At 73.0% G+C, this 23407-nt stretch carries 24 protein-coding genes; 10 read left to right on the top strand and 14 right to left on the bottom strand.

Features of this window, described 5'->3' with window-relative positions; translation table 11 throughout:
- Positions 1-3 precede the first annotated feature (3 nt).
- Positions 4-2049 (top strand): glycogen debranching protein, encoded by a 2046-nt coding sequence (locus tag ACIBPC_RS21680; protein ID WP_398846807.1) that lies wholly within the window; start codon positions 4-6, stop codon positions 2047-2049.
- Positions 2050-2065: 16 nt separating this feature from the next.
- Complete coding sequence (locus ACIBPC_RS21675) at positions 2066-2392, top strand: STAS domain-containing protein (protein ID WP_398846805.1); 327 nt, start codon at positions 2066-2068, stop codon at positions 2390-2392.
- A 41-nt stretch (positions 2393-2433) separates the two neighbouring features.
- Here ACIBPC_RS21675 and ACIBPC_RS21670 read toward each other — a convergent pair whose 3' ends face one another.
- Entirely contained in the window at positions 2434-3309 is an 876-nt protein-coding gene (locus ACIBPC_RS21670; protein WP_362967300.1) for a helix-turn-helix transcriptional regulator, read from the bottom strand.
- A gap of 260 nt (positions 3310-3569) precedes the next feature.
- On the opposite strand from ACIBPC_RS21670, the gene ACIBPC_RS21665 reads away from it, so the two are divergent.
- Positions 3570-4430, top strand: coding sequence for an LLM class F420-dependent oxidoreductase (locus ACIBPC_RS21665; protein ID WP_398846803.1), 861 nt, complete (start codon positions 3570-3572; stop codon positions 4428-4430).
- A 134-nt stretch (positions 4431-4564) separates the two neighbouring features.
- Here the strand turns inward: ACIBPC_RS21665 and ACIBPC_RS21660 are convergent, their stop codons facing one another.
- The 4 genes from ACIBPC_RS21660 to ACIBPC_RS21645 all read right to left on the bottom strand — a co-directional run bounded on the left by ACIBPC_RS21660 (position 4565) and on the right by ACIBPC_RS21645 (position 7549).
- A complete protein-coding gene (locus ACIBPC_RS21660; RefSeq protein WP_362967304.1) occupies positions 4565-5254 on the bottom strand; it encodes an EthD family reductase in 690 nt (229 codons plus the stop codon).
- A 13-nt stretch (positions 5255-5267) separates the two neighbouring features.
- Entirely contained in the window at positions 5268-5576 is a 309-nt protein-coding gene (locus tag ACIBPC_RS21655) for a muconolactone Delta-isomerase family protein (RefSeq protein ID WP_362967306.1), read from the bottom strand.
- A gap of 67 nt (positions 5577-5643) precedes the next feature.
- Positions 5644-7083 carry an ankyrin repeat domain-containing protein gene (locus ACIBPC_RS21650; RefSeq protein ID WP_362967308.1) on the bottom strand — a complete coding sequence of 480 codons (1440 nt, stop codon included), beginning with the start codon at positions 7081-7083 and terminating at the stop codon, positions 5644-5646.
- 178 nt (positions 7084-7261) lie between these two features.
- On the bottom strand, positions 7262-7549 hold the full coding sequence (locus ACIBPC_RS21645; RefSeq protein ID WP_362967310.1) for a transposase: 288 nt from the start codon (positions 7547-7549) through the stop codon (positions 7262-7264).
- A gap of 284 nt (positions 7550-7833) precedes the next feature.
- Between ACIBPC_RS21645 and ACIBPC_RS21640 the strand changes: the two genes are divergently transcribed.
- Both ACIBPC_RS21640 and ACIBPC_RS21635 read left to right on the top strand, forming a co-directional pair.
- Entirely contained in the window at positions 7834-8247 is a 414-nt protein-coding gene (locus ACIBPC_RS21640) for a nuclear transport factor 2 family protein (RefSeq protein ID WP_362967312.1), read from the top strand.
- A 69-nt stretch (positions 8248-8316) separates the two neighbouring features.
- On the top strand, positions 8317-9060 hold the full coding sequence (locus tag ACIBPC_RS21635; RefSeq protein ID WP_362967314.1) for an SDR family oxidoreductase: 744 nt from the start codon (positions 8317-8319) through the stop codon (positions 9058-9060).
- Positions 9061-9247: 187 nt separating this feature from the next.
- Here ACIBPC_RS21635 and ACIBPC_RS21630 read toward each other — a convergent pair whose 3' ends face one another.
- Positions 9248-10168, bottom strand: a complete 921-nt coding sequence (locus ACIBPC_RS21630) for a helix-turn-helix transcriptional regulator (protein WP_398846800.1) — start codon at positions 10166-10168, stop codon at positions 9248-9250.
- A 280-nt stretch (positions 10169-10448) separates the two neighbouring features.
- On the opposite strand from ACIBPC_RS21630, the gene ACIBPC_RS21625 reads away from it, so the two are divergent.
- The 5 genes from ACIBPC_RS21625 (at position 10449) to ACIBPC_RS21605 (ending at position 14975) form a co-directional block, all read left to right on the top strand.
- Complete coding sequence (locus ACIBPC_RS21625; RefSeq protein WP_362967318.1) at positions 10449-10937, top strand: TIGR03618 family F420-dependent PPOX class oxidoreductase; 489 nt, start codon at positions 10449-10451, stop codon at positions 10935-10937.
- Positions 10938-11047: 110 nt separating this feature from the next.
- Positions 11048-12529 (top strand): MFS transporter, encoded by a 1482-nt coding sequence (locus ACIBPC_RS21620; protein WP_362967320.1) that lies wholly within the window; start codon positions 11048-11050, stop codon positions 12527-12529.
- 57 nt (positions 12530-12586) lie between these two features.
- Complete coding sequence (locus tag ACIBPC_RS21615; protein WP_362967322.1) at positions 12587-13036, top strand: VOC family protein; 450 nt, start codon at positions 12587-12589, stop codon at positions 13034-13036.
- 86 nt (positions 13037-13122) lie between these two features.
- Positions 13123-13827, top strand: coding sequence for a flavin reductase family protein (locus tag ACIBPC_RS21610; RefSeq protein ID WP_398846798.1), 705 nt, complete (start codon positions 13123-13125; stop codon positions 13825-13827).
- 86 nt (positions 13828-13913) lie between these two features.
- The gene (locus tag ACIBPC_RS21605) at positions 13914-14975 is read left to right on the top strand and encodes an LLM class flavin-dependent oxidoreductase (RefSeq protein ID WP_362967326.1); all 1062 of its coding nucleotides are present in this window, start codon (positions 13914-13916) and stop codon (positions 14973-14975) included.
- A 152-nt stretch (positions 14976-15127) separates the two neighbouring features.
- On the opposite strand, the gene ACIBPC_RS21600 is transcribed toward ACIBPC_RS21605, so the two are convergent.
- The 8 genes from ACIBPC_RS21600 to ACIBPC_RS21565 all read right to left on the bottom strand — a co-directional run bounded on the left by ACIBPC_RS21600 (position 15128) and on the right by ACIBPC_RS21565 (position 23359).
- Complete coding sequence (locus ACIBPC_RS21600; protein ID WP_362968630.1) at positions 15128-15538, bottom strand: ferredoxin family protein; 411 nt, start codon at positions 15536-15538, stop codon at positions 15128-15130.
- Positions 15535-17169 (bottom strand): FAD-dependent oxidoreductase, encoded by a 1635-nt coding sequence (locus ACIBPC_RS21595; protein ID WP_398846795.1) that lies wholly within the window; start codon positions 17167-17169, stop codon positions 15535-15537. Before ACIBPC_RS21595 ends, ACIBPC_RS21600 begins: the two co-directional genes overlap by 4 nt.
- Positions 17166-18203 carry an ABC transporter substrate-binding protein gene (locus ACIBPC_RS21590; RefSeq protein ID WP_398846793.1) on the bottom strand — a complete coding sequence of 346 codons (1038 nt, stop codon included), beginning with the start codon at positions 18201-18203 and terminating at the stop codon, positions 17166-17168. Before ACIBPC_RS21590 ends, ACIBPC_RS21595 begins: the two co-directional genes overlap by 4 nt.
- 11 nt (positions 18204-18214) lie before the next feature.
- Entirely contained in the window at positions 18215-18589 is a 375-nt protein-coding gene (locus tag ACIBPC_RS21585; RefSeq protein ID WP_398846791.1) for a 4Fe-4S binding protein, read from the bottom strand.
- A complete protein-coding gene (locus tag ACIBPC_RS21580) occupies positions 18586-20229 on the bottom strand; it encodes an FAD-dependent oxidoreductase (RefSeq protein ID WP_398846790.1) in 1644 nt (547 codons plus the stop codon). Before ACIBPC_RS21580 ends, ACIBPC_RS21585 begins: the two co-directional genes overlap by 4 nt.
- Positions 20229-20978 (bottom strand): ABC transporter ATP-binding protein, encoded by a 750-nt coding sequence (locus tag ACIBPC_RS21575; RefSeq protein ID WP_362968635.1) that lies wholly within the window; start codon positions 20976-20978, stop codon positions 20229-20231. Before ACIBPC_RS21575 ends, ACIBPC_RS21580 begins: the two co-directional genes overlap by 1 nt.
- 34 nt (positions 20979-21012) lie before the next feature.
- The gene (locus tag ACIBPC_RS21570) at positions 21013-21912 is read right to left on the bottom strand and encodes an ABC transporter permease (RefSeq protein WP_398846787.1); all 900 of its coding nucleotides are present in this window, start codon (positions 21910-21912) and stop codon (positions 21013-21015) included.
- Positions 21913-22774: 862 nt separating this feature from the next.
- Entirely contained in the window at positions 22775-23359 is a 585-nt protein-coding gene (locus ACIBPC_RS21565; RefSeq protein WP_398846785.1) for a hypothetical protein, read from the bottom strand.
- Positions 23360-23407 lie beyond the last annotated feature (48 nt).

Raw genomic sequence — 23407 nt, 5'->3', positions numbered from 1 at the left:
TCCGTGACCGCCGCCACCACCACCGCGGCACCGCCGGGAGCGCACGTCGTCCCCGGCGGTGTCCGCTTCGCCCTGCGGACCGCCGCGCCCGACGCGTGGCTGGTGCTGATGCGCCCGGACGACGGGGCGGTCCTGCGGGAGATCCGCATGGACCGCGCGCCCGGCGCGGGAGGCCTGCACACCGTCACCGTGCCGGGGCTGGTCCCCGGCACGTTCCACTACGGCTTCCGCGTCGCGCCCCGGCCCGGCGGAACGGGACCCTCGCCGGTGCTCCTCGACCCGTACGCGGCCGAGCTGGGCGGCGGCGGGGCGTGGGGGGAGCGGCCCGCGTACCGGTCCGCCCTGCCGGACGGCTCGTTCGACTGGGGGGACGACCGGCCGCCCGGCATCCCGGCGGCCGACCTGGTCGTCTACGAGCTGCACGTCCGCGGCTTCACCCGGCACGGCAGCTCGGGCGTCGCCAGGCCCGGGACGTACGCGGGGCTGCGCGAGAAGATCCCCTATCTGCGTCAACTGGGTGTCAACTGCGTGGAGCTGCTGCCGGTCGCCGAGTTCGACGAGACCGACAACACGTACACCGACCCCGCCACCGGGCGGCCGCTGCCCAACTACTGGGGCTACAACACCGTCGGCTTCCTCGCGCCCAAGGCCGCCTACGCGGCCGACCGCCGTCCGGGCGGCCCGGGGCGCGAGCTGAAGGAGCTGGTCAAGGCCCTGCACGCGGCCGGCATCGAGGTGCTGCTCGACGTCGTCCTGGGCCACACGGCCGAGGGCGACCGGCGCGGGCCGCTGCTGTCGTTCCGCGCGCTGGACGAGCCCGCCTACTACCTGCTCGGCCCGGACGGCGCCTACCGCAACCTCACCGCGACCGGCAACACCGTCAACGCCAACCACCCCGTCACCCGCGCCTTCCTCCTCGACTGCCTGCGGCACTGGGCCACCGAGTACCGCGTCGACGGCTTCCGCTTCGACATGGCGTCGATCCTCGCGCGCGGCACGGACGGCGCCCTCCTCGAAGAGCCGCCCCTGCTCGCCGAGATCGCCGCCGACCCGGTGCTCGCCGGGCGCAGGCTGATCGCCGAGGCGACGGACGCGGCGGGCGCCTACCAGGTCGGCTCCTTCCCGCACCACGGCCGGTTCGCCGAGTGGAACATGCGCTACCGCGACGCCGCGCGCCGCCTGCTGGCCGGACGGCCCGGCAGCGTCGCCGAGTTCGCGACACGCCTGGTGGGCTCGCCCGACCTCTACGCGGGCCGCCCGGCCACCGCCTCCGTCAACTACGTCACCTGCCACGACGGATACACCCTCGCCGACCTGACCACGTACGAGCGGCGGCGCAACGAGGCCAACGGCGAGGGCGGGCGCGACGGCGTCGCCGACGAGGACAGCTGGAACTGCGGCCACGAGGGCCCGACACGGAACCTCGACATCCGGCGGCTGCGCGAACGGCAGGCACGCAACGCGTTCCTGCTGCTGCTCACCAGCCAGGGCGTCCCCATGTTCCCGGCGGGCGACGAACTCGGCCGCACCCAGCGGGGGAACAACAACGCCTACAGCCAGGACTCGCCGACCGGCTGGCTCGACTGGGCCGGGCTCGCGCGCCACCGCGACCTGTACACGTTCGTCCGGCGCTGCCTCGCGTTCCGCCGCGCCGAGCCCGTCCTGCGCCGCGAGCACCACCCCGTCGACACCCTGCCGGACGGCTGGCCGCTGCCGCCCGTGAGCTGGCACGGGGAGGAGCCGGGACAGCCCGACTGGTCCGAGGGCTCGACGCTGCTGGCCGCGCTGCTCCACGAGGAACGGCCGTCGCCCGGCGGCCCGCCGAGCACCGTCTACCTGGCTGTCAACTCCGGCCACGGGCCGCGCGCCCTGCGCGTCCCCGACCCCCCGCCCGGCACCCGCTGGCACCTCTTCGCCGACACGGCCGCGCCGCCGGGACGGCAGGCGCACCGGGCGGGCGCGGAACCCCCGTGCCCGTCACCGCACCACTCCCTGGCCGCACACAGCGCGCTGGCGCTGGTGGCCCGCCCTCTGAAGTCCGCCCTCTGAAGGAGGACGTACAGCCATGACCTTCCACGCATCGAGCGAAACCCCCGGCGGCTCCGCCCTGGTCAGCCTCACGCAGGCCCCCGGCGAGGCCGCGGTCGAGGCGTTCCGCGCCCAGGTCGACCACGCGCTGCGCGGCAGCCCGTCCCGCCTGGTCGTCGACGTACGGGGCATGCCCGTCCCGACGGCGGCCGGGCTGCGCTGCCTCGCCTTCGCCCAGCAGCAACTGCCGGGCCAGGCGCAGGTGTTCGTCGTCGGCGCGTCACCCGCCTTCCGGGAGGCCCTGCGCCTCGCCGGGCTCGACACCGCCGTCACCGTGGTCGACGAGCCCGCGAACCCCGCCTGACCACCCCCGCCCGACCGACCCGCGCCCCCGCGCCCGGCCTCTCAGGAGGCCGGCTCGGGGGCGCCCGCGCTCCCCAGCACCACGACCCGCCGCGCGCACATCGCCGCCAGCCGGTCGAGACCGTGCTGCGACGCGCTGCCCGACGGCGCCGTGTACGTGACGAGGTGCTGGTCCGGCCCGTCGTGCAGCTGCAGCGCCTCGTAGTCCAGCGTCAGCCGCCCGACGACCGGGTGGTCGAACGTCTTCCGCCCGCTGCTGCGGTCCTCCACGTCGTGCATCGCCCACATCGCGCGGAACTCCGCGCTGGTCCTGCCCAGTTCGGCGACGAGGGCGGCGATCCCCGGATCGTCGCGGTGCCGCGCGGCCGAGACCCGCAGATGGCTGATGCCCTGCCGCGCGACACGCTCCCACTCCGGGTAGAGCGACCGCGCCGCCGGTACGCGGAAGAGGTGCCACACCAGGTTCCTGCGGTCCTCCGGCATCGCGGAGAAGTCGCCGAAGAGCGCGGACGCCGCGTCGTTCCAGGCCAGGACGTCCATCCGCCGCCCCAGGACGTACGCGGGCGTCGGGAACAGGACGTGCAGCAGCCGCCGTACACCGCCGCGCACGTGCTCGGCGGCGGCCGACGGTCGCGGCGCGTTCTGGTCCCTGGCGAGCAGGTAGAGGTGGTCGCGCTCCCCGGCCGTCAGCAGCAGGGCGCGCGCCAGGGAGTCGAGCACGGACGACGACGGGCGTCCCGCGCGGCCCTGTTCGAGCCGGATGTAGTAGTCCACGCTGATCCCGGCGAGCTGGGCCACCTCCGCGCGGCGCAGCCCCGGCGACCTGCGCCTCCCGCCGCCGGGCAGCCCGTGCGCCTCGGGAGGTATCCGGCTCCGGCGCGAGCGCAGGAAATCGGACAGTTCGCTTCGGATGTCCAAGGCGATCGCCTTTCTGTGAGGCGACGGCAGCGGCCGGCGGACGGGAAATGCCGTGACGCCCGTTATGCCGGAGTCGCGCCGCGCTTCCGGTCATGCGAGCGTTCAATCCTAGTGCGGCTCGGCAAAGGGGGAACAAAAAAACCGCCCGCCGCCCCCTTTTCTGCCTGACCACAACATGGTCTGGAACGTTCCCGCGCCGGACTGTAATGTGCCACGTCTCCCAGCCGAGAGGCTCGGCCCCAGCAGAAAGGAAGCGCAAGATGAAGTTCGGGCTCTCCGTGTTCGTCTCCGCAGAGACCAACAATCCGCAGGAGCGTGCTATCACACCCGCGGAGTTGGGCGCGGCCGCCGAGGAGCGCGGATTCGATTCCGTCTTCGTCGCGGAACACACCCATATACCGGCGCTCGACATCTCCCTGCCGGGCGGCGAGCCGATGCCGCGCTACTTCTCCCACATGCTGGACCCGTTCGTCACCCTGACGTCGATGGCGGCGGCCACCAGCCGCCTCCTGCTGGGCACCGGCGTCATCCTGCTCAGCACGCGCGACCCGATCATCACCGCCAAGGAGGCCGCCAGCCTCGACCTGCTCTCCGGCGGCCGGCTCGTCTTCGGCGTCGGCACGGGCTGGATCACCGAGGAGATCGCCAACCACGGCGTCGACCCGGCGCGGCGCTTCTCCGTGTTGCGCGAGCGGCTGACCGCGATCACCCGCATCTGGGAGCAGGACGCGGCCGAGTTCCACGGCGAGCACGTGGACTTCGGGCCCGTCCTGTCGTGGCCCAAGCCGGTGCAGCGGCCCCGCCCGCCGGTGCTGCTCGGCGGCTGGAGCCCGAAGATGCCGCAGCGCGTCCTCGACCTCGCGGACGGCTGGATGATGCCGCCGCTGTTCGACATCGACCGGGTCGAGAAGGAGGTGGCCGGCATCAGGAAGCTGGCCGCCGAGCAGGGGAAGCCGCAGCCGCGGCTGAGCTTCTTCGTCGGTGGCGACCCGGCGGAACTGGAGCGCGCCGCCGCCCTCGAACCGGAGCGCGTCCTCTTCTTCGCCGACCCGTGGACGAAGGACGAGACGCTGGCGAAGCTCGACGAGTGGGCCGCGGCCATGGCGGCGTACGGCGGCTGACGCGCCCGCGCCGCGCGCGGGAACGCGCGGGAACGAGAAAGGGCCCCCGGCCCCCCGTGACGGTACGGGGGGCCGGGGGCCGCGCGGCGCCGGGCCCCGGGGCAGGGACGCGGCCGGCGGCGCGCCGGGATGGCTCAGCGTGCCTCGGGGCCGATGATCCAGTGCTGGCGCAGCAGCAGCGTGTGGACGTAGTCCTCGTTGAGGAACGAGGCGCGGTCGGCCAGGACGGCGGCGCGCTCCGGCGTCAGCCTGGCCTCGGCCAGTGCCGCCAGGTCGTCGAACCAGACGTGGTAGGCCACGTCGAACGGCGGCTCGCTGATCGCGTACCAGCCATCCCGCGTGAACGACTGGTAGAAGCGCCGCACGCCGGGCACCTCGCGCACCAGCGGGGCGTGCGTACGGCGGCTGTACTCCCGGAACTCGTCCCGGGACATGCCCTCCCGCCGCTTGCCCAGCACGATCAGCTTGACGCCCGGCTGCACGGCGTCCTCGGGCTCGCCCTGCACGACGGTCTCGGTGTCCGTGTCGAGCACCACGGACTGCCAGAACGCGGCCCAGCGCGGCTCGTCCAGGCGGGCGCCCTCCAGGAACTCCGGCGTCTGCAACGAGGCGACCTGCTCCTCCTCGTTCTCCAGCCAGATCTCCGCGACACCCTGCCACAGCGGGTTCTCACCGGGCTGCGGAATGGTGGTGTCGACCGCGTACCGCTTGATCTGCGGAATCCTGCTCGCATAGCGCACCGCGTGCTCCTCGACCCAGTAGCGCTGGAACTCCTGGACCGTCATTCCCGGGCGCGGCGCGGCGAAAATCAACTGGTGAATCATGGCGGACTTCCCCTCAGACCTGATAGCGGAGCTTGACGTCCTCGGCGAAGCCGAGGTAGTCACGCAGCGGCCAGACCTCTTCGAATTCCAGGTACTCGCGCATCGGAAGCCGTCCGAGCGCGGTACGGTCCAGCTCCTCGGCGTCGGGGGAATCGATGATGGCGATGACGCGCTTCTGCGCGGCCACCTTCCAGATGCCGACGCAGAAACCGGAATCGACGGTCTCCTGCGCGTGCTCGGCCTCCTCGCGCTCGATCTCCCACAGCTCGTCGAGGGTGATGCGGCCTTCGTGGTTCCACTTCATCTGGACGTAGAACAGCATGGTCCGGCTCCTTCACAGGGATGCAGGGAGTGACTGGGGGTGGTGCTGGTACGGGAGGGCGCGTCCGTCACCGGCTGAGCGCGACGACCAGCGGGTGGCCGGCGCCGAAGCTCTCCTCGGCGATGTCGCGCGGGGTCTTGCCGTCGTGGCCGACCAGGTCGGTGCGCGCCCCGGCGGCGAGGAGGATGCGGGCGCACTCCTCGTAGCCGTGCCACAGGGCGTCGTGCAGCGGGCTGTACCCGTTGGTCGCGCCCTGGAAGTCCAGGTCGATGCCCGGCGCCTCGGTCAGGAGGCGGGTGATGTCGGCCCGCCCGTTGTAGACCGCCTTGTGCAGCGGCACCGCGCCGAACGTGGGCTCGGTCGCGTTGACGTCGGCCCCGGCCGCGAGCAGGTCGCGGACGATCTCGGTGTGCCCGTCGCGCGACGCCACCAGCAGCGGGGTGTGCGCGTCGTTGAAGCCGTTGACGACCGGGAAGCGCGCGTCCACGGCGGCGCCGGCGGCCAGTTCGGCGCGGGCGGCGGCGGCGTCACCGGCGGCGACCGCGGCCATCAGCCGCTGTTCCTGGGCGGCGCGCTCGTCGGCCGCGGTGCGGTCGGCGAGCAGCTTCTCGGCGGCGAGCAGCTTCTCCTTGCCGCGCGTGTTCACGTTCAGCTCGTACTCGAAGTGCTCGCGCAGCGAGAACCCGTAGTGCGTGTACAGGCCCAGGCCCGCGTTCTGGTCGAGCAGGTAGGCCACGATGTCCGGCCACTTGTACCAGAGCGCGTCCATCAGCGGCGTGTGGCCCGTGGTCGGGGCCACCGCGTCGATGAAGGCGCCGGCGCCCACGAGGACGCGGATCGTGTCCAGGTCGCCGCGCTGCACGGCCTTGTGGAGCGCGGTGCCCCCGGCCCTGCTGTCGGCGGAGTGGACGTCGGCCCCCGCCTCGACCAGGGCGGCGGTGACGGCGGCGTTCCCGAGCCCGGCGGCGGTCTGCAGCGCCGTCAGGCCGGTCTCCGCGTCGCGCTGGTTCGGGTCGGCCCCGGCGCCGAGGACGCGGTGGACCTCGGCGAGGCTCCCGCTCCGGACGGCGGACAGCAGCAGCGCGTTCGACTCGGCGCGCCACATCGCGACCTCGGCCGACGAGTCGAAGACCACCTTGCAGTGGGTCACGAGGCCGTCGTCGCCGTAGGTGAGGAAGGTGTTGAAGTCGGTGGGCGCCTCGGTGCCGCCCGCCTTGTGGCGGATCAGCTGGTGGGTCTGGACGACGGCGTTCGCGCCGTCCACCACGACGGCCCGGCGCTCGAACGCGACGATGTCCACGAATTCACTGCGCAGCCGCAGGTGTTCGGCGAAACCGTCCCGGCCGGTCCAGTTCCCGTAGCCCGGTATCCGGGCGTTCAGCTCATTGCCGGGGAATTCCAGGGCGACATCGGGTGCCATCGCCCCGAGGACGCCCTCGGCATTGCCGCCCGCCACATCGGTGAAGAGTTTCACGACGAGGGCTCGTGTGGTTTCCGTGTCGGCCATACGCTTCTCCCGGGTATTGGGCTCGTCGGTCTTTTCCCACGGACTTCCGGTGGGTTCGCCTTCGAGTTAACCCGCAGCCGGAGCGGCGAGACAGCGCACGGGACCTCACCGCGGAGGCTTGTACAAGTTGACGCAGTGGACGGAGGTGACGCGGCGGCCGTGGCGCGCGCCCGGCGCCTCAGGCGTCGTCGCGCCGGAGCCTGCCCAGCTCCGCCTCGGCCGCGCCGAGCGCGGCGCGCAGCTGCTCCAGCTCGCGCGTCAGGCGGAGCACGTCGTCGGCCGGGGCGCACCTGGCACCGGCGAGCGAGGCGCGCCCGCCGTCCACGAACGTGCGCTTCCACACGCTGATGGTCTGCCCCGACAGGGAGTTGCGGCGGGCCGCCTCGGCCGCGGACACCGATCCGCTGAGCACGCCGAGGACGATGTCCACCTTGTCCTCCACCGGCAGCGCGGGCCGACGGCCCATGGCGATCCCCTCCCCTGGCACGCCCGACCTCTCGCGGCCATCCTCCTCCGCCGCCGCCCCGCGGAGAAGGGACGCGTGATGGCTAGTACTCGCATGACTGGTACCCGACGGCATACCGCCGCCCCCTCGGCCGGGCCGCCGCGCTACTTCGTTCAATCACCGTTGCCCCCGCGCACATCGTGCGGTCACCATCGCGGCAGGAACTCAGAAGAACGCTCCGGTGAATACCCGCCGCTTTCCCGGCGCGCGGGTCCCGGGGACCGGACCGGCGAAAGGGAACCGCAATGGACGGAACACGCGAGGTCGCATCCGGATGGTTCGAGGCGCTGACCGGAGGTGACATCGAACGGGCGCTGGGATTCCTCGACCCCGAGGTCGAATGGATCAATTACTCGCCGGTGGCCGGTTACAACGACGACATGGAGTGGATCGGCACCTGCCGCGGCCCGGAGGAGGTCCTGGCCAGTTTCCAGACCTTCGTCGGCACGGTGGACGTGGGCGCCGAGAGCCTGGTGCAGCTCGTCGTCGACGGCGACGAGGCCATGGGCGTCATCCACGAGACGGGCACCGTCAAGGCGACGGGGCGTCAGTTCGAGATAGAGTTCATCCAGTGGCTCACCGTCCGGAACGGGCGGATCACGCGCTGGAAGTCGTACACCGACCCGTCGCAGATCATCCGGGCGATCCGCGCACAGTAGACCTTCCCCCGGGCCGGTGTCCGCGCTGCCGAGCGCGGTCCCGGCCCGCCGTCATGCCGGGAGGCACTCATGTCAGCCCAGACCCCGTCAGCCCGGAACGCCTCCGGCGGCCGGGCCGGTTCACCGGTGGCGGTCGTCACCGGCGCCAATCGCGGCATCGGTCTCGAAGTCGTCCGCCAGCTCGCCAAGGCCGGCTACACGGCCGTCCTCGGCTCCCGCGACCCCGCCAAGGGCGAGGCCGCGGCGAAGCCGCTGATCGCGTCGGGCCTCGACGTCGTGCCCGCGCGGCTCGACGTGGACGACGCGGCGACGGTCGAGGCCCTCGCCGCACGGATCACCGACACGTACGGCCGCTGCGACGTCCTCGTCAACAACGCGGCGATCCTGTACGACACATGGCAGCGCCCGGCCACCGCCGACCTCGACGTGGTGCGCCAGGCGCTGGAGACCAACCTGCTCGGCGCCTGGCGCACCACGCAGGCGTTCGTCCCGCTGCTGCGCGAGAGCCCGCACGGCCGGATCGTCAACGTCTCCAGCGGCGGCGGCTCGATCTCCGGGATGGGCGCGGGCGCCCCGGCCTACTGCGTGTCGAAGGCGGCGCTCAACGCCTCGACGCGGATGCTCGCGGCCGACCTGCGCGCGCACGGCGTCCTGGTCAACGCGGTGTGCCCCGGCTGGGTCGCCACCGACATGGGCGGCGCGGGCGGGCGGCCGGTGTCCGAGGGCGCGCGCAGCGTGATGTGGGCGGTCGAACTGCCCGACAACGGCCCCACCGGCGGCTTCTTCCGCGACGGGCGGCCGCTCGACTGGTGAGCCGGTGACCGTGCGCCGCACCCCGCCCGGCCCTGGTGAGGGGGCGGGCGGAGTGCGGCCCGGCAGCATCCGGGGGCGTGGGACTGCCGGGCCGCACGGGGGCGTCCGCGCCGGGGAGCCGCGGACACCGGGGAACCGGGAGGAGCGTGGCGCCGAGGGGGGGATGCGCCGCTCCTGACCCGGTCTGTCAGTGGGACGTCCTGACGCGCTCCGCCGCCTCGCCGACGGAGGCGGGGACGGGGGCGGTGTCGGCGCCCTTGCCCTCCTCCGCGAGGTCGGCGAGCAGCCGCAGCGCGATCTCCGAGGACGAGCCGGCCTCCGCCGTGAAGACGGACAGCCGCTGCCCGTCGTCGTTCGGCAGGCCGAGGAGTTCGTTGGTCAGCGTCATGGGACCGACCAGCGGATGCCGGAAGTCCCGCGTGCTCTGCACGCAGGCACGCACCGGGTGCGCCGCCCACAGTGCCGCGAACTCGGCGCTCTTCAGCGACAGTTCGCCGACGAGCTTCTCCAGGTTCGGGTCGTCGGGGTACTTGCCGACGGTCATCCGCAGGTCCGCCACCGTGTCGTGCGACTTCTGCTTCCAGTCGGCGTACAGCTCCCGCGAGTGCGGGTCGAGGAACACGAGCCGCGCCACGTTGGGCCGGTCCGCCGCCCGCGTGGGCGCGTCGAACGGCAGGTGGCCCGCCAGCAGCGCGTGCGCCGTGCGGTTCCACGTCAGCATGTCGCCGTGCCGCCCGACCACGAGCGCCGGCAGCCGCCCGAAGGACTCGACCATCGACTGCACGCTCGGCCTGACCTGTTCGGGCTTCACGCGCCGCCTGGTGCGCGGCTTGCGGCGGGCGAGGCCGTGCAGGTGCGCCCGTTCCGTAGCGTCGAGCTGGAGCACGCGGGCGAGCGCGTCGAGCACGGCCTCCGAGGCGTGGGGCGTCTGGCCCTGCTCCAGCCGCGTGTAGTAGCCGACGCTCACACCGGCGAGCTGCGCCAACTCCTCGCGCCGCAGGCCCGGGACCCGGCGCAGGCCGCCGTAGTCGATGAGCCCGACGGCCTCCGGGGTCAGCCGCGCGCGCCGCGAATGCAGGAATCTGCCGAGTTCCGTCCGCTGCTCCATGGAAGAAGCATGCCCCCTGAACGGCCGTCCGTGCCTGCACCTTTCAGGGACAGGCACACCACGGGCCCCATCGGCATGCTGGTCGCATGCACTCCCGCTCCGCACCGGACACCTCCTCGCGCGCCACCGGCACGCGGGAAGGCAGTGTCGCTGCGTTAAGTGCACGTAGTGATCCGGGCATTGGTCCGATTCCTGGGGGCCGCCGCTTGCCGGCGGCAGACTGTTGATGTCTCGGAACATCAATGGCGGTACCACGAGGGAAACCCGGGAAGGACGGACCATGAGCGGTTCTCATGAGGAGAGGGAGATTCCCTTCGCGCTGCCGGAATCGGCACGGCGGCTGATCGAGTCGTCCGCGCTGGCGCATGTCGTCTCGCTGAATCCGGACGGCAGTCCGCACGTCACCGGTGTGTGGGTCGGCCTGGACGAGGGCGACATCGTGTTCGCGTCGATGTACGCGTGGCGGAAGACCCGGAATCTCCAGCAGGACGGTCGCGTGGCCCTCACCATCGAGGGCGACGGATTCCACGACAGCGGGCTGCGCGAATACCTCGTGGTGTACGGCACCGCCGAGGTCACCGAAGGGGGAGCCTTTCCCCTTCTGCGGCGTCTCGCACTCACCTACATGGGGCCGGACGCCCTTTTCCCGCCTGACCAGTTGAGCGAGCTCAACGGCTATGTCATGCGGGTGAAAATCGAACGGATAAGTGGTGTCGGGCCGTGGACGGCCGGCCCTCCCGGGCTTCCCGAGGACGCCCAGAAGCGCTGACGGCCCACCGGACGGATTCTCACCGGCCAGGTCAGTGCCCGCACCGCTCCGATACAGGAAATGCGAAAGGGAAACGATGTCCAGCAATTTCGATTGCCAGGGGGTCTGACATGGCACAGGTGAACGACCAGAGCACCGGCAGCGGCGAGAGCGCCATGGGCGCGCGCAAGGGCTTCGCCCTCGCCGTGCTGTGCGCGGCGATGTTCCTGGACGCGCTCGACACCTCGATCGTCGGCGTGGCGCTGCCCAGCATCCAGGAGGACCTGGAGCTGTCCAACACGTCGCTGCAGTGGATCGTGTCCGCGTACACCGTCGCGTTCGGCGGCTTCCTCCTCTTCGGCGGCCGGGCGGCCGACCTGCTGGGGCGGCGGCGGACCTTCCTCATCGCGATGGGCCTGTTCGCCGCGGCGAGCATCGCGGGCAGCCTGGTCTCCGAGGGCCCGCTGCTGGTGGTCTCCCGCATCGTCAAGGGCATCGCCGCGGCCTTCACCGCGCCGGCCGCCCTGTCGATCATCACGACGACCTACCGCGAGGGCGCCGAGCGCAACAAGGCGATCGCCGTCTACGGCGCCACCGCCGCGAGCGGCTACAGCATCGGCCTCGTCCTGTCCGGCCTGCTGACCACGGCAGACTGGCGGCTCGTCTTCTTCGTGCCCGGTGTGCTCGCGGCGGCCGTCATGGTCGTGACCCCGCTGGTCCTCAAGGCCGACCGGCCGAGCGACACGCGCCGTTCGTACGACATCGGCGGCACGGTCCTGGTCACCGGCGGCGCCCTGCTGCTGGTCTTCGGACTGGTGCAGATCCCCGACGAGGGACTGTTCTCCGCGCGGACCCTGCTGTCGCTCGGCGCCTCGCTGCTGCTGCTCCTGCTGTTCGTCCTCGTCGAGAACCGGCATCCCGACCCGGCCGTCCCGCTGCGGCTCTTCCGCTCCAGCACCCGCAGCTCGGCCAACATCCTCGCGCTCGCCTTCGCCAGCTCCAGCATCGGCTGGGCGTTCGCGGCGACGATCTACCTCCAGGAGTTCCTGGACCACAGCGCCCTGCGCACGGGCGTCGAGCTGCTGCCGTACGGCCTGACCGTCGTCCTGGTCGCGCAGTTCCTGACCGGGCGGCTCGTCTCCCGCTTCGGCTTCCGGGCCGTCGCCGTGCTGGGCATGTCGGCGCAGACCCTCGGCATCGGCCTGTGGATCGCCGTCGGCACCGACGCGCGGTACGCGCTGATCCTGATGCCGGGTCTGATCCTGCACGGCATCGGCAACGGCCTGACGTTCTCCACCATGAACATGGCGGGCGTCAGCGGTGTCGAGGACCGCGAGCAGGGCATCGCCTCCGGCCTGATCATCGCGTCCTTCCAGATCGGCAGCGGCGTCGGCGCCGCCGCCATCAGCGGTGTCCTCACGGCGGCCACCAACGGGACGAGCGACGCGGCCAGGATCGACGGCTTCCAGGCCAGCTTCCTGACGGCCACGCTCTTCGGCGTCGTCGGCATCCTCATCTCGTGGCTCGGCCTGCGCGCCCCCGCCCCGAAGGCGGAGCCCCCGGTCACCGCGGCCGTCCCCGAGGCCGCCGCCGGGACGGCCACCACCTCCTAGAACTCACCGCTGCTGCGTCAGCGGTGCGGACAACCCACCATGAAAGGAATCCGAATCATGAGCCAGAACGCTTCCTCCGGTGCGCCCGAGAAGATTCTCAGCCGGATGCGTTTCCTGTCCGTCGGCCTCTCCGTCGCGGATGTCGACGCGACCGCGAAGTGGTACATGGAGCAGCTTGGGTTCGAGCACGTGCTGACGCACAACTTCGAGGACTACGGGGTCAAGGCGACCTTCCTGCGCTACGGCGACCTGTCGATCGAGCTGGTGCAGAACGACACGATCGTCAAGGTGCAGCGGCCCATGCCGCCGAACCACAACGCGGTTCTCGGCGTGAGCCAGCTCAGCATTCACGTGGACGACGTCGAGAAGGCGCACGAGATCGCCGTCGCCGCGGGTCTGCCGATCGTGATGGACCTGGCGCCCTACCCGCCGATCCAGACCAACGCGTTCTTCCTCGAGGACCCCGAGGGGAACATCATCGAGATCTTCCAGGCCGAATGGGAGTGACCACGTACTGATATCCGGCCATCGCACGGCGGCGCCGTGACGCGTAACCCGCGTCGCGGCGCCGCCGCTTTTCTGTGCCCTGGTGAATGTGCGGCGAACGGGAATGGGGCGGGGCGGGCGGTGAAAGGGCGGCGGGGTGCGGGGAAAAGAAACCGGGAAGTCCGTACCGGGTGCACCCGAAGTCATTCTGGTATTACGTTAGGTGCGCCTTGTTCCTGAGGCCCCGGGCGGCGAACCTTGAATTACACGGAAAGCCGACCCGCCAGAAGGGCGAGGTGCAGATGCCTATTGAGACAGGGAGTTTCCGGAGCATCTTCGGGACTCTCCCCACACCCGTCGCGGTCATCACCGCGGTCGACGGGGAGGGAAATCAGCGAGGCCTGACGACCAATACCGTGACGGCGCTCTCGATGGAGCCGCCCATGCTGCTGGTCTGTCTCGACGAGTCGTCGACGACGCTGCCCGCGATCCTCGACTCGCGATTCTTCGTGGTGAATTTCCTCGCCGATTCCGGCGCCGGGATCTCCCAGACCTTCGCCGGCAAGGCGGACGACAAGTTCGCCGGTCTGACGCAGCGGCCCGCCGCGCGGGCGGGCGGTGCCCCCGTGCTCGCGGACGACGTGGTGGCGCACGCCGAGTGCGAGGTGCACAGCACCCTCCGCGCCGGCGACCACACCATCGTGATCGGCACGGTGCGCGACGGCGCCGTCCACGACCGCGCGCCCCTCATGTACCACCGGCGGCAGTACTTCAGGTGGTCCCCGCCGGAACTCGCCGCCATCGGTGACTGACCCGCCCGGCCCGCACACCCGCCGCCGGAGCCGGTCAGGCAGCCCGTCACCCACCACCAGCCCATCCTCACCACCAGGGAGTACCAGTGCAGTTCGGAATCGATCTCGCCCCCGTCATCTCGCCGGACGAGAAGAGCCCCACGGACTACTTCACCGAGGCCCTCGACCTCGCCGTCCTCGCCGAGGAGCTGGGCTACGGCCACGTGCGGACCGTGGAGCACTACTTCACGTACTACGGCGGGTACAGCCCCGATCCGGTGGCGTTCCTCTCCGCCGTCGCCGCGCGCACCGAGCGCATCAAGCTGGTGACCGGCGCGGTCCTGCCGGTGTTCAGCCACCCGATCCAGCTGGCCGGCAAGCTGGCCATGCTCGACCACCTCTCCAAGGGACGCCTTGAGGTCGGCTTCGGCCGCGCGTTCCTGCCCTCGGAGTTCACGGCCTTCGAGATCCCGATCGACGAGAGCCACCAGCGGTTCCGGGAGGGCATCGAGGCGGTCCGCACGCTGTGGGCCGAGGAGGACGCCGTGTGGGACGGCACGTTCCACTCGTTCGGCCCCGTCACCCTGCTGCCCCGCCCCTACCAGCAGCCGCACCCGCCGATCCTCGTCGCCACCGCCAGGACCCCGGAGTCCTGCACGGCGGCCGGTGCCGCGGGCCACGGCCTGATGATGGTCCCGGGCATCAACACCGCCGAGCAGACGCAGTACATGCTCTCGCTGTACCGGACCGCGTGGGCCGAGGCCGGCCACGAGCCCGGCACCGAGAACGTCCACATGAGCTACTCGGCGTACGTGGACGACGACGGTGACGCCGCCTACCAGCGCGGCCGTTACCAGGACGCCCGCATAGGCGCGAAGCTGGCGCACGCCGTCTCCGACTGGAAGACGACCCGCAGCAGCGCGTACCAGGGCTACGAGCAGCTGACCCAGGCGCCCGAGGGCGGCGACCCGTTCGACGACCACATCCGGGAGAACAAGGTCCTCGTCGGGACGCCCGAGCACGTCACGGGCCAGCTGGAGGCGATCCGCGACCTGTACGGCGACGACATCACCATCAGCTTCCTCGTCGCCAGCGGTGACATGGCGGTGGAGGACTCGGTGCGCACGATGCGCCTGCTCTCCGAGCGCGTCCTGCCCCACTTCTCCTGACCCGTCCCGGGACCGGCCACGGCCGGGTCCCGGCAGCGCGAGAACAGCACGGTGCGGGGAACGACAGGCCAGCCGCTCCCCGCACCACTGCAGGACCGCTCCCGCAGGGCGCCGGTCCCGGTGCCCTGCCGCACCGGGACCGGCGCCCTGCGTCAGGTCGCCCGCGGCGCGGGCGGGGGCAGCGCCGGCTCGGCCAGCGGCGCGGGACGCTCGCCCGGCTGGCCGGTCATCCCGGCCGTGAAACGGTGGTTGGCGTCCGCCCGGCTGCCCGGCGTGCGCCCGCCGCCCCAGCCGACGGTGGCGCGGTACGCGCCGAGCGCCCCCGACGCCGCCAGCGCCGCCTCGTCCCGGTGCGGCGACCCCTCCGGCGCGGGCCCGGACAGCGGCGCCACGTACAGCGCGTCCACCGGGCAGTACAGCTCGCAGGAGAAGCAGGTCTGGCAGTCGCCCTGCCGCGCGATCACCGGCAGGCCGTCCGCGTCCCGGTCGAACACGTCGGTGGGGCAGACCTTCACGCAGATGTCGCAGCGCACGCAGCGGCTGTCGCTCACCACCTCGATCACGGCGCCACCCCCGCCGTGACACCGGACAGCACCGGCGCCACCGGGTCGGGCCGCACCGTGATCCGGTCGAGCCCCGAGACCAGCAGCCGGTGCGCGAACGCCGGGTCGGACGCCGCGTGGTCGGTGCGCCGGTGGACGCCGCGCGTCTCCTCCCTGGCGAGCGCGGCCGTGTACGACCAGCGGGCGTGCGCCGTCATCGCGCTCGCCTCCCGGGCGCGCAGCGTCGTCCTGCCGTCGCGCGCCCACAGCTCACCGGACGCGTACGCCCACCGCTCGGCGAGCAGCGCGAGGCTGGCGCGCAGACCGGCCGCCGAACGGAACCAGTTGAGGCCGAGCGGCAGGACGCGTTCCTGCACGGCGGCCACCAGCCCGTCCACCGCCGCGCGGTCCGCCGGGGCCGTCCCGGAGCGTGCGGGCCGCAGCCCGGCGCGGCCCGCGGCGCGCAGCGCGCCGTGGCCCGGCAGGGCGCCCCGGGCGCGGGCGAAGCGTGCCGCGCCCGCGCCCGCCCAGGTGCCGGAGGAGATCGCCCAGGCGCCGTTGAGCGAACCCCCGCCGCTGGCCGCGCCGGTGACCAGCTCGCGCGTGGCGGCGTCGCCCGCCGCGTACAGGCCCGGCACGCCGGTGGCGCAGTCGTCGCCCGTGAGGCGGATGCCGCCGGTGCCGCGCACCGTGCCCTCCAGGACGAGCCGCAGCGGGTAGGGCTCGGTGAACGGGTCGATGCCCGCCTTCTCCAGCGGCAGGAAGTAGTTGGGCTGGGCGGCCCGCATCCGCGCGCGCAGGGCCGGCGGCGCCAGGTCGAGCCGCGCGTACACCTCGCGGCCCTCGGCCAGCCGGGAGGCGAGCACGTCGCGGGTGGCGAGGCCGCGGGCGGGCAGCCGTGTGCCGTCCGCGTCGTAGTAGGTCGCGTACTGCATCATCAGGCCCTTGGTGTGGTTGCCGAACGCGGGGGACGCCCCGTACACGGCGGAGAACTCCATGCCCGACAGCTCCGCGCCCAGCTCGGCCGCCATCAGGTGCCCGTCGCCGGTGTCGACGTTCAGCCCGAACGCGCCGGAGAGGAACGCGCAGCCGCCCGTCGCGAGCACCACCGCCCCGGCCGCCAACCGCCAGGGCGCGAAGCCCTCCTGGCGGCGCAGCCCGGCGGCGCCGGTGACCGTGCCGTCGGCGTCCGCGAGCAGTTCGAGCGCCGGGTGGTGGTCGAGGACGCGCACGCCCGAGCGGTGCACGCGCCGCCGCAGCCGCCGCATGTACTCGGGGCCCTGGAGGCTGCTGCGGCGCTCGACGCCCTCGTCGTCGCGCGGGAACGGGTAGCCCCACTCCGCGAGGCGGTTGACGCGCCCGTACGTCTCCTCCTGGACGCGCGCCATCCACCGGTGGTCGGTCAGCAGGCCGCCGAGGCGCTCCCGTTCGGCGATCGCGCGGGCGCGCAGGGCGGGGTCGGGCGGGAGGTACCAGAGGTTGTTGCCGCCGGAGGCGGCGGCGCCGCTCGTCCCGAGGTACCCCTTGTCGGCCAGGACGACGCGGGCGCCCGCCTCGGCGGCGGCCAGGGCCGCCCAGGCGCCCGCGGGGCCGCCGCCGAGGACGAGGACGTCGGTGGCGTCCGTGACATCGGTGACGTCCGGCGCTGTCACGCCTCGTCCCCGTCCACGATCCAGTCGTCCAGGTCGAAGTCCTCGTCGATGAAGTCCTGCTCCACCAGGAACTCCTTCGTGCCGGTGAGCAGTTCGATTCCGCGCTCGGGGAACGCGGTGTCCGGCAGCTGGTCCTCGCGCGTGGTCTCCCGCACCAGTTCTTCGGGGAAGTCGGAGAGCGAGACGGCGTAGTCCTGGTAGGCGGCGAAGTCGGACCTGGCCAGCTCCACGCCCTGGGTCTGCAACTCCTGCCAGCGGGCCGCGAATCCGGGGTGGTCGTCGAGGAACGCGCCGGTGGAGACGGTCGCGCTGGTGCCCGCGTAGTCCGGGTGGTCCTCGGCGAGGTGGTCGATGATCCGGTAGCCGCGCTGCTCGAACACCTCGGCGTTCACCTGCGGCATCGCGGCGGCGGCGATGTCGCCGCGCTCCAGCGGGGCTTCGGTGTCGGTGGTGTAGATGTGCAGGATCTCGGACGGCTCGACGTCCGCGTCCTGGAGCGCGCCCAGCAGGTAGCGGTGGATGTAGGAGCCGGTCTGCACGGCGATGGGCTTGCCCGCCAGCTCCTCGATGCTGCGCGGACCGTCGTCGCGGACGACGATCGACGCGTCGTTGCCGACGAGTCCGAGCGCGATCAGCCGCGTGTCCAGGCCGCTGCCGCGCGCGACCAGCGCGGGCGTGTCGCCGTAGCTCGCCACGTCCAGACTGCCGCCCACCAGCGCCTGGTTGAGGTCGGGACCGTTCGGGAACGGCGACACCTCGACGCTGTCGAAGCCGAACTCCTCCAGCGCCGGCAGCAGATCGCCCTGCTGGTCCAGGTAGCCGATCGGGCCGCTCAGCTGGGCGCGCGAGCCGATGACGCCCACGCGCAGCGTCCTGCCGCCGCCCCCGTCGCCCGAGTCGCCCGCGGCCTCGTCGGAGCAGCCGCTGACGGCCGCGGTCAGCGCGAGCGGCAGGGCGACGGCGGCCAGCAGGCGCCGGGGGAGGGAACGGGCGGGTCCCGTGCGTCCGGTGCGTCCGGTACGGGTGAAGTGCATGGTGGTGCCTCTCAGGTGGTTCTGGGCGGGGCGGCGGGCGGGGGAGTGGGGAGGGCGCGCGGCAGTTCGGGGCCCACGGCGAGGCGGGCGCCGGGCGTACGGCCCCTGCCCCAGCCGATGCGGGCGCGGTAGCTGCCGAGCAGGCCGGTGGAGGTCAGCAGCGCCTCGTCGCGCAGTGCGGAGTCCTCCGGCAGGGGCCGTGTCTCCGGCGCGACGAACAGCGCGTCCACCGGGCAGTACGCCTCGCACATGAAGCAGGTCTGGCAGTCGTCCTGCCGGGCGATCACGGGCACGCCGTCCTCGCCCCGGTCGAACACGTCGGTGGGGCACGCCAGGACGCACTTGTCGCAGCCGATGCAGCGCTCGGCGGACACGATCTCGATCACAGGGCCACCCCCGCCGGGACGGGCGCCGTCTCGGGGACGCTCCACGTCGTGTCGAGGCCGCCCGTGACCAGGCGGTGGCGCGAGCCGGGGTCGTCCTGGAACGGCCGGTCCAGGCGCTTGTGCATGCCGCGGGTCTCCTCGCGGGCCAGCGCGGCGGTGTACATCCAGCGGGCCGTCGCCGTCATGGCCGCGGCGCGGCGGGCGCGCATCGCGTCCTTGCCGTGGCCGCGCAGCCCTTCGCGGGCCGCCGCCCAGACGCCGTGCAGCCGCTCGAGGGCGGGCGCGAGGACGGCGCCGTCGCGCAGCAGGTTCCTGTCGTACGGCAGCACCTCGCGGCGTACCGCCTCCGTCACCTCGCGGTGCCCGTCGGCCCCGCCGGGTGTGCCCGTGGGGCGCAGGCCTGTGCCGCCCGCGGGGGTCAGGCGGCGGAGGTGGGCGCGTTCCCCCAGGCCGCGGGCGAACGCGGCGGCGCCACGGCCCGCCCAGGTGCCCGACGACATGGCCCAGGCGGCGTTGTGGCTGCCGCCGCCGGTGAAGCCGCCGCAGATCAGCTCGCGCGTGGCGGCGTCACCCGCCGCGTACAGCCCGGGGACGCCCGTGGCGCAGTCGTCGCCCGTGATGCGGATGCCGCCGGTGCCGCGCACGGTGCCCTCGGCCAGCAGCGTCACCGGGAAGAGGTCGGTGAACGGGTCGATGCCCAGGCGGTCGAAGGGCAGGAAGAAGTTGGCCTGGCCGAGGCGCATCGCGCGCTGCTGCTCCTCGCCCGCGCGGTCGAGGCGTGCCAGGACGGTGCCCTCGGACAGCAGCGTGCGGGCGATGACCGAGCGCCCCTTCGTGCTCCCCGCGCCCTCCAGGAGGGTGCCGTCGGCGTGGTAGAACGTCGCGAACGCGTAGTACGCGGTCTTCGTGACGGACGTGAACGCCGGGGCGATCGCGTAGGCGTTGGAGAACTCCATGCCCGACATCGCCGCGCCCGCCTCGGCCGCCATCAGGTAGCCGTCGCCCGTGTTCACGTCGCAGCCCAGCGCCCGGGACAGGAACGCGCAGCCGCCCGTCGCGAGCACGACCGCCCCGGCCCGTACGCGGAAGGGCCGGTCCGCCTGGCGGTGGTGGCCCGCGGCGCCCGCGACGGCGCCGTGCTCGTCCAGCAGCAGTTCGAGGACGGGCGAGTGGTCGAGGACGCGGACGCCCGCGCGCTGCACGCGGACGCGCATCCGCCGCATGTACTCAGGCCCCTGGAGGCCGCGCCGCTGCTGCTCGCCGCGCTCGTCCACCGGGAAGGGGTAGCGGCTGACGGACGCGACCTCGTGCATGTTCTCCCACGTCTGGTCGAGGACGCGGGCCATCCAGCGGCGGTCGGCGAGATGGCCGCCGAGGCCCTCGCGGGACGCCATGGCGGCCTCGCGGGCGTCGGGGTGCGGGGGGACGTACCAGACGCCGGTGCCCGCGGCGGCGGTCGCGCCCGAGCTGCCGCAGAAGCCCTTGTCGGCCAGGACGACGGAGGCACCGGACTCGGCGGCCTTGACGGCGGCCCAGGTGGCGGCGGGGCCGCCGCCGACGACGAGGACGTCGGCGGTCAGCTCCTCGGTGAGGGGGGCGGTGGTCGGGGTCGTGGTCGGGGCGGCGTGGGTCCGGGACATCAGGCGGTCCTTCCGTGTTCGGCCGGGGCGTGGACGCCGAGACCGGCGAGCAGTTCGGTGCGCAGCCGCACCAGCTCCGGGTGGTCCAGGGGACGGGGACGGGGGATGTCGACGACGAACTCGGCGGCGATCGCGTTGCCGCCCAGCAGCAGCGCGCGGTCGGACAGCAGCAGCGCCTCCTCGACGTCGTGGGTGACCAGCAGGACCGAGGGGCGGTGCTCCTCCCACAGGGCCTCGACGAGGTGCTGCGCCTTGAGCCGCGTCAGCGCGTCGAGCGCGCCGAACGGCTCGTCGAGCAGCAGCAGTTGGGGCGTACGGACCAGGGCGCGCGCCAGGGCGACGCGCTGCGACTCGCCGCCGGAGAGCGTGCCCGGCCAGGCGTCGGCGCGTTCGGCGAGGCCGACCTCGGCCAGGGCGGCGACGGCGCGGGCGCGCAGGTCGCCGCCGCGCACGCCGAGGGTGACGTTGCGCCAGACGCGTTCCCAGGGCAGCAGGCGGTGCTCCTGGAAGACGACGGCGCTGCGCTCCGGCACCTCGACGTGGCCCTCGGCGCCGGGGTCGAGGCCGCCGAGGGCGCGCAGCAGGGTGCTCTTGCCGGAGCCGCTGGGGCCGAGCAGGGCGACGAACTCGCCCGGCGCGATGGTGAGATGGACGTCGTCCAGGACGGTCCTGCCGTCGAAGGCGCGGCGCAGGCCGCTGACGCGGACGCCCTGGTGGGCGGGGGGTGCGGTGGCGGAAGGGGCGGGCATGGCGTGCTCCAGGCGGGGTGTGGTGGAGAGGGGCTCAGGTGCCGGTGAAGCCGCGGCGCCAGGCCAGGGCCCGCCGTTCCAGCAGCCTGACCAGCAGGTCGGACAGCACGCCGAGCAGCGCGTACGTCACGAGGACGACGAACATGACGTCCGTGCGCAGGAATTCGCGGGCGTCGGTCATCAGGTAGCCGATGCCGGACGTCGTCGCCGTCTGCTCCGCGACGACGAGGGTCAGCCAGCCGATGCCGAGCGCCTGGCGCAGGCCGACGAAGATCTGCGGCAGCGCGCCGGGCAGGATGACGCGCCGCGTCAGCCCCCACCGGCCGAGGCCGCACGAACGGGCCGCCTCCACCAGCCTGTTGTCCACGCCGCGGATGCCGTGCAGCACGTTGATGTAGAGCGGGAAGATCGGGCCGATGAGGATCAGCATCGTCTTCGATGTCTCGCCGATGCCGAACCAGATGATGAACACCGGTGCCAGCGCCAGGTGCGGCAGCATCCTGAACGCCTGGATCGGCGCGTCGATGACGTCCTCGACCGAGCGCGTCAGCCCGGCGAGCAGGCCGAGCAGCACGCCGAGCGGGATGCCGATGGCGAGGCCGCGCGCGACCCGTTCGAGGGAGACGCCCAGGTGGTGGCCGTACTCGCCCGACCTGACCAGCTCGACTCCGGCGTCCCACACGGCGCCGGGTGACGGGGTGGTGGAGCCGAGCCAGCCCTGCGCCGTGCCGAGCCACCACAGGAGGAGGACGCCGATCAGGCCGCTGACCCGCCGCAGCCTGCGGAGCAGGGCGGCGCCGGTGCGGCGCGACGTGCGGCGGCGCGGCGGTCCGGGCGGGCGGGGCTCGGTGCGGGCCGGCGCGGCGACGGCGGGGGCGGTGGTGACGGGCGGGGGTTCGGGAATCTGCGTGCTCTGCGGGGGACTTGGGGGCATGGCGGAACCCTTCGGGTACCCCGGACCGCGCCTGCGCCGGGGCATGCGGGCAGGCGGGACGGGGGCGGCGGTCACGGTGAAGTCAGGGGTGCGGGCGGCGAGGCACGGCGTGCGGCGGCTCTGCGGCACGCGTACGGCAGGTGTGCGGCACGGGGGATGCGCGGAACGCGCGCCGGGGACCGCCGACTCGGGGTCGGCGGACGGAGGTCGGCGGTGGGGCGGGGGAGCGCCCGCTCAGCCGGACGGCGCGGTGACGGGCTCGCGCGACGGCGAGCGGAGAAGGCGAGTTCGAGCGGAGAAGGGGGGCCGAGCGGAGAAAAGGCTCAGCGCGCGCTACAGAGAGTGGTGGTGATCAGCATGTGATCCACCACTCGCCTGTGCGTCAGGAACGAGGCCCGCTTCATGGCTCGTATGTTCGCATCCCGGTCCAAGTCCGACAAGGCGCTGCCCACATGGTGGTACGCCGCCTCGCTGAGCAGCGGGAACGGTGCTGCGGGGCGCTGTGGGCCGGGTGTGGGGACCGTTCGGGGACGTGCGGCGGAGGCGCGTCGTGGAGGGGGCGTGCTCCGGTGGCAGGCGCGATTGTCAGTGCCGTGTGTCACTCTATGTGAGCGGTCGGTCCGGGGCGGTCATCGGGCGGTCCCGGGCGGCACCGCGGGACGGATCGGAACGGCGTGGGGGGAGTGGCATGTTGCTGCGGGGTGTGTGGAGCGTGGCGCGGTGGGCGGGGCGTCGGCGCGGTCGGCGGGGGTGGAACGAGCGGTGGCCCGCACCGGCCCCGCGGAGTGCGGGTCGGTGCGGGCCACGGGGCTCGCGTGCCCGGGCCGTCGTGAGGCCCGGGAGCGGCGGGAGTCCGGGAGGGTCAGCCGCCGAGACCGGCGGTGAACTCGTCCAGCTGCCCGAGGAACTGCTCGTAGATGTCCTCGGTAAAGCCCGCGCCGCCCGGGACGGTGTTCGTGTACGACTCGCTCTCGCCGCTGTCCCAGGTCACGTTGAGGGTGCCGTCGTCGGCGAGCCGCAGCTCGGCCGACCGGTCGTCGCCGAGCATGCAGTCGGTCACCGAGAGGGCGCCGTCGGCGTACGTGCCGGCGCTGCACATGTCGCCCTCGGCGGTCATGTCCTCGATGAAGATGATCTCCTCGGCGCCGTAGAACGTGAGGTTGTGCGAGTTGTCCTGGTCCTGCGTGTCCACGTACCAGTCGCCGCGCAGGTCGTCGATCTCCGGGACGGTGCCCTCCTCGGCCGCGGGCTCCTCGCTGGCGGTCTCCTCGGCGGGGGTCTCCTCGGCCGGGGCCTCGCTCTCCTCCTCGGTGGCGCCGTTCGACTCCTGCGAGTCCCCGGCGTTGTTGTTGCCCGAGTCGGCGTCGTCGTCGCCGCCACAGGCGGTGAGGGTCAGGGCCGTCGCCGCGACGAGGGCGGGCAGGGCGAGACGTATGGAGCTGCGCATGGATTCCCCTTGAACAAGTGTGCTGTGAGGGGAGCGTATGGCCTGCCT

Source organism: Streptomyces sp. NPDC049879 (assembly GCF_044461265.1).
Classification (GTDB): Bacteria; Actinomycetota; Actinomycetes; order Streptomycetales; family Streptomycetaceae; genus Streptomyces.
This window is presented reverse-complemented; position numbering and strand designations above follow the sequence as displayed.